Genomic DNA, 1,336 nt, shown 5'->3' on the forward strand with positions numbered 1-1,336 from the left:
GCCATCACCCTCGCCACCCGGCGCTCCCTCGGCGGCGCGGACCACATCGTCGAGGCCATGACCGGCACCGGCTGGCAGGGCGCCCGCCTGGAGCTCCTGGCGCAGCTGCGCGCCGAACTCCCCGGCGCGTTCTGGCCGGACCAGTACGGCAACCCCGACAACCCGGCCGGCTACCGCGCCCTGGCCGCCGAACTGCTCGACGACCTGGGCGAGTTCGACGTGCTGGTCGGCTCTGTCGGCAGCGGCGGCTCGCTCTGCGGCACCGCGCGGCAGTTACGGACCACGCTGCCGGAGCTGCGGGTCATCGGGGTGGACTCCGTCGGCAGCGTCCTGTTCGGGCAGCCCGACCGGCCCGGCCGCAAGCAGAGCGGCCTCGGCAACAGCCTCATGCCGGGCAACCTCGACCGCCGGCTGATCGACGAAGTGCACTGGCTCAACGACCTGGAGGCCTTCACCGCGACCCGCGACCTCGCCCGCGAACAGCAGATCTTCGCGGGGAACACCTCCGGGTCCGTCTACCGGCTGCTGCGCCACCTGGCGGCGGACGCGGCCCCGGGGACGAGGATCGTCGGCATCCTCCCCGACCGCGGCGACCGGTACACCCGCACCATCTACGACGACGGCTACTGGACCGAGAACCGGATCGACCAGCAGGCCACCGTCGACGCGCCGGTCACGATCACCCCGGACCGGATCGCCGAGAGCTGGTCCCGCGCCGAGGAGATCGAACGCTCCGCGGACCGCCAGCGCCTGCTCTTCGTCGAGTCGAACACCACCGGCACCGGCATGCTCGCCCTGCGCCTCACCCGCGACCTCGGGCTCACGCCGGTCCTGCTCACCAACTCCCCCGAGCGCTACCCCGACGTGGCCGGCACCGGCTGCGAGGTGGTCACCTGCGACACCAACTCCGCGGCGGCGCTGCGCGAGACCGTCCGCGCCCACTGGCGCCGGGAGGAGATCGCCGGGGTCGCCACCACGAGCGACTTCTACCTCCCGGCGGTGGCCGGACTCACCACCCTCCTGGGCCTTCCCGGGAACTCGGTCGAGAGCATGACCGCGTGCCGCGACAAGGCGGTCACCAGGGCCCGCCTGGCCGAAGCAGGCGTCCGGCAGCCGCGGTTCGCGATCCTGGCCGACCCGGCGCAGGTGCCGGCGGCGGTGGCCGGGATCGGCCTGCCCTGCGTGGTCAAGCCGGCCGACGACAGCGGCTCCAACAACGTGCTGCTCTGCACGACCGCCGAGCAGGCCGTCGCCCAGAGCCGGGTGATCCTCGCCGAGACGGTCAACGTCCGCGGGCAGGCCACCGCGGGCACGGTGCTCGTCGAGGAGTACCTGG

At 73.4% G+C, this 1,336-nt stretch carries 1 protein-coding gene; it reads left to right on the plus strand.

Annotated features, from left to right (window positions below; all coding sequences use genetic code 11):
- Positions 1–1,336: pyridoxal-phosphate dependent enzyme (locus AB0O00_RS39805; protein WP_363659547.1), on the plus strand; the 1,336-nt coding region annotated here is incomplete at both ends.

Source organism: Kitasatospora sp. NPDC093558 (genome assembly GCF_040683475.1).
Lineage (GTDB): Bacteria > Actinomycetota > Actinomycetes > Streptomycetales > Streptomycetaceae > Kitasatospora.